The 4085-nt window shown below is 70.3% G+C and carries 5 protein-coding genes; 4 read left to right on the forward strand and 1 reads right to left on the reverse strand.

Features of this window, described 5'->3' with window-relative positions; translation table 11 throughout:
- The 4 genes from VNS22_RS16700 to trhA form a co-directional block, all read left to right on the forward strand.
- Positions 1-619 (forward strand): TMEM43 family protein (locus VNS22_RS16700; protein WP_325734375.1); only part of this gene is annotated, 619 nt, incomplete at its 5' end.
- Positions 620-736: 117 nt separating this feature from the next.
- Entirely contained in the window at positions 737-2359 is a 1623-nt protein-coding gene (locus tag VNS22_RS16705; RefSeq protein WP_325734377.1) for an electron transfer flavoprotein-ubiquinone oxidoreductase, read from the forward strand.
- A 136-nt stretch (positions 2360-2495) separates the two neighbouring features.
- Positions 2496-3089 (forward strand): BPSL1445 family SYLF domain-containing lipoprotein, encoded by a 594-nt coding sequence (locus VNS22_RS16710; protein WP_325734379.1) that lies wholly within the window; start codon positions 2496-2498, stop codon positions 3087-3089.
- Positions 3090-3175: 86 nt separating this feature from the next.
- Positions 3176-3781: a PAQR family membrane homeostasis protein TrhA gene (gene trhA, locus VNS22_RS16715; RefSeq protein WP_325734382.1), complete on the forward strand. Its 606-nt coding sequence runs from the start codon at positions 3176-3178 to the stop codon at positions 3779-3781.
- A 10-nt stretch (positions 3782-3791) separates the two neighbouring features.
- Here trhA and VNS22_RS16720 read toward each other — a convergent pair.
- A partial coding sequence (locus VNS22_RS16720) for a Uma2 family endonuclease (protein WP_325734380.1) occupies positions 3792-4085 on the reverse strand: 294 nt, incomplete at its 5' end.

Raw genomic sequence — 4085 nt, forward strand, 5'->3', positions numbered from 1 at the left:
TTCCACCCGCTTCCGCGATGCCGGCGGCGCCCATCCCAACCCGCCGCTGCGCCTTGCCAGCGCCAGTCTGGTCGCACCGTCGCCGATGCTGGGTGCCTGGCAGGCGGAGCCCCTGCTCTGGCTGGCCCTGCCGGCCACCGATCCGGTGGCCCTGCCTGAACGGCTGGAGGTGGCAGGGATCGGCACGGTGGCGCGCGGCGGCGAATGGTGGTGGTCGGGCGATCCGGACCGGCCGGCCCCGGGCGACATCCGGCTGCGCTACCGGTCCGTGCCGTTCGGCCTCGCGACAATGATCGGCCAAGCCCAGGCCGGGACGCTGCGGGCACCAGTCGACGGCAAGGGCGCGGTTCTGGCCCTGGCCGGCCAGGGCGACGTCGCAGCCGCCGCCCTGCTGGGCACGGCCGGTGCCGCCGCGACGCTGGAGGCCTGGAAGCTGCGCGCCGTCCTCCTGGCGGCCTGCCTGCTGGGCGGCTGCATCCTCGCCTTTGGCCTGAAGCGCGGCGGTGTCGGCGTGGCGGCGGGGCTCGGCGGAGGCGGGGCGCTCACCGGGCTCCTGCTGGGCAGCTCGATCTGGCTGGTCGTGTCGGTAACTGCCTGGTTACTCTTCAGGCTGCGCTAACCTACGAGCCGAACGTGGGTTTTCCGCTGCCTTAGCGCGCTTCAAAGCCGCAAGGCGGCGTGCTACCCCCGCACCTGCCGCAACGACGCCGCCGGTGCGCAGCAAGGAAGGATCGGGATGGAACGCGAGCAGATGGCCTACGACGTGGTGATCGTGGGTGCCGGGCCCGCCGGCCTCGCCGCCGCGATCCGCCTCAAGCAGATCGACGCGGAGCTGTCCGTCTGCGTCATCGAGAAGGGGGCCGAGGTCGGCGCCCACATCCTGTCGGGTGCCGTGCTGGAGCCGCGCTCGCTGAACGAGCTGCTGCCCGACTGGAAGGCGCAGGGGGCACCGGTCGAGACGGCGGTGACCGAGGACCAGTTCCTGTTCCTCACCGAGACCGGCAGCCGCCGGCTGCCCACCCCGCCGCAGATGCACAACGAGGGCAACTACATCATCTCCCTGGGCCTGCTGTGCCGCTGGCTGGCCGAGCAGGCCGAGGGCCTGGGCGTGGAGATCTATCCGGGCTTCGCCGCGGCCGAGGTGCTCTATGACGAGGCGGGCGCGGTGCGCGGGGTGGCGACCGGCGACATGGGGGTCGGCCGGGACGGGCAGCCGACCGATGCCTACCAGCCCGGCATGGAGCTGGTCGGCCGGCTCACCCTGTTCGCCGAGGGCTGCCGCGGCTCGCTCACCAAGACCCTGTTCCAGCGCTTCAACCTGCGCGACGGTGTCGACCCGCAGACCTACGGGATCGGCATCAAGGAACTCTGGGAGGTCGATCCTGCACAGTTCCACCTGGGCCGCGCCGTCCACTCGATCGGCTGGCCGCTCGACCAGAAGACCTATGGCGGCTCGTTCCTCTACCACTGGAAGGACAACCAGATCGCGTTCGGCTTCGTGGTCGGGCTGGACTACGCCAATCCCTATCTCTCGCCGTTCGGCGAACTGCAGCGCCTGAAGCTGCATCCGGCGATGCGCCCGGTCTTCGAGGGCGGGCGGCGGATCAGCTACGGCTCGCGGGCGATCACCGAGGGCGGGCTGCAGTCCCTGCCGAAACTGGTGTTCCCGGGCGGTGCCCTGATCGGCGACACGGCGGGCTTTCTGAACGTGCCCAAGATCAAGGGCACCCATACCGCGATGAAGTCCGCCATGCTGTGCGCCGAGGCGGCAGCCGCCGCCCTCAAGGCCGGCGGCGACGCGCCGATCCTGCTGGACGCCTATCCCGAAGCGTTCCGCAAGTCCTGGCTCTACGAGGAGCTGCACGGCGTGCGGAACATCCGGCCCTCCTTCCGGCGCGGCCTGATGGCCGGCATCGCCTACTCGGCGCTGGACACCTACGTGTTCAAGGGCAAGGCGCCCTGGACCCTGCATCACCATGCCGACCACAGCGCTACCGAGCCCAAGGCCAAGCACCGGCCGATCGACTACCCCAAGCCCGACGGCAAGCTGACCTTCGACCGGCTGAGCTCGGTCTTCCTGTCCGGGACCAACCACGAGGAGGACCAGCCCTGCCACCTGCAGCTGAAAGACCCGACCGTCCCCACCCGGATCAACCTGCCGACCTATGACGCGCCCGAGCAGCGCTACTGCCCGGCCGCGGTCTACGAGATCGTGCAGGGCCAGGACGGCGAGCCCAGGCTGCAGATCAACGCGCAGAACTGCGTGCACTGCAAGACCTGCGACATCAAGGATCCGACCCAGAACATCAACTGGGTGACCCCGCAGGGCGGCGGCGGCCCCGTGTACGGCACGATGTGACGGCCAAGCGTCTGGAAACGGTGCACGGGGGCGTGAGATCGTCGATGATTTTCCACACTGGTGGCATGTCACGGACGAGGCATATGCTCTCGCCCACCCCTGGCGCGGGGCGGTTTGCGCCACTCGGAGAGCCAACATGAAGAATCGTGCGCGGGCAATCGGTGCAGCGCTCCTCGCCGCCGGCCTGATGGCGGCCTGCACCCCAGCCGGGACGGAGCGGCCTGGCACACCGGCCGCCGAGGCTACGCCCACGCCCTCCAAGGCGGAGTCGATCAATGCCGCGGTCGACGCCTCGCTGCTCGACCTGTACCGGGCCGCCCCTGGTGCACAGGCCCTGGTCGAGCGGGCCAAGGGCGTGCTGGTGTTCCCGTCCATCACCAAGGCCGGCTTCATCGCCGGCGCCGAGTATGGCCAGGGCGCGCTCCGGGTGAACGGCCGGACGGAGGGCTTCTACAGCCTGACCGCCGGCTCGCTGGGCCTCACCGCCGGGGTGCAGGAGACCTCCCAGGTGATCCTGTTCAATACCGAAGAATCGCTGAAGCAGTTCCGGGAGAGCAATGGCTGGACGGCCGGCGCCGACGCCTCCGTAGCGCTGCTCAAGATCGGTGCCGGCGGGGCGATCGACACCCGCACCGCCAACTCGCCGGTCCAGGCGATCGTCTACAACACCTCCGGCCTGATGGCCGACGTCTCGATCGCCGGCCAGAAGATCACCAAGATCGAGCCCTGAGCCGCCGGCACGCCCCCTCCCCGGCAGGCATCCGCCGCAGGCGGCGCCTGCCGGGCGAGCTCAAGACCTACACGCGCGCGGAACGGCTGACCGACGCGGCGGTCCATGGCATCGGCCTGTCCCTGGCCGTCCTCGGCTGCGGCCTGCTGGCATTCGTCGCCCATGGTCGCACCGGGCCGGGGGAAGCCGCGGCGCTGGCCCTCTACGGCCTGGGCCTCGTCGCCATGCTCGGCTGCTCCGCCCTCTACCACGTGACCAGCGACCCGCTGCGCAAGTACCGCTTCCGCCGCCTCGACCATGCCGCGATCTTCCTGATGATCGCCGGCACCTACACGCCGCTGCTCGTGATCGGCGTGGGCAGCCAGCGCGCCATGTGGCTCCTGGCCTTCGTCTGGCTGGTGGCGCTCGCCGGCATGGCGATCAAGCTGCTGGCCCTGCGCGTGCCGGAATGGCTGTCGGTGACGCTCTACCTGGCGCTCGGCTGGGCGGTGCTGGCGGCACCGGGCGAGATCATGGCGGCGCTGCACGGCCGGGGCCTGGCGCTGCTGGCCGCGGGCGGCATCGTCTACAGCATCGGCGTCGGCTTCTATCTGTGGGAGCGGCTGCGCTTCCACACGGTGATCTGGCACCTGCTCGTCCTGCTCGCCGCCGGCTGCCACTTCCTGGTGGTGCTGGACCTGGTGCCGGCCTGAGCGCCGATCGTCAGATCGTCGTGTCCTCGTAGACCTCATCCAGCGTGATGTCGGCACCCAGCAGCTCGGAGCGGAACGTCCCCGACCCGATCGTGTCCACGATCTCCCAGCCGCGCCCGGTACGCGTCCAGGTCCGGACCCGGCGCCGATGCCCCTCCACCACCCAGATCTCGCGCACCGATTCCAGCTCGCTGTACTCGCCGGGCTTGAGCAGGAAGTCGACGGAGCGGCTGGACGGCGAGGTGACCTCCACGAGGAGGACGGGATCACGCATCACCAGCTCCGCATCGGCAGGAGCACAGGA

Source organism: Geminicoccus sp. (assembly GCF_035556675.1).
In the GTDB taxonomy this organism is placed as follows: domain Bacteria; phylum Pseudomonadota; class Alphaproteobacteria; order Geminicoccales; family Geminicoccaceae; genus Geminicoccus.

Excerpts from the sequence above, each read along its gene's own strand:
- VNS22_RS16705 (WP_325734377.1), top strand. The coding sequence starts at position 737 with ATGGAACGCGAGCAGATGGCCTACGACGTGGTGATCGTGGGTGCCGGG.
- VNS22_RS16710 (WP_325734379.1), top strand. The coding sequence starts at position 2,496 with ATGAAGAATCGTGCGCGGGCAATCGGTGCAGCGCTCCTCGCCGCCGGC.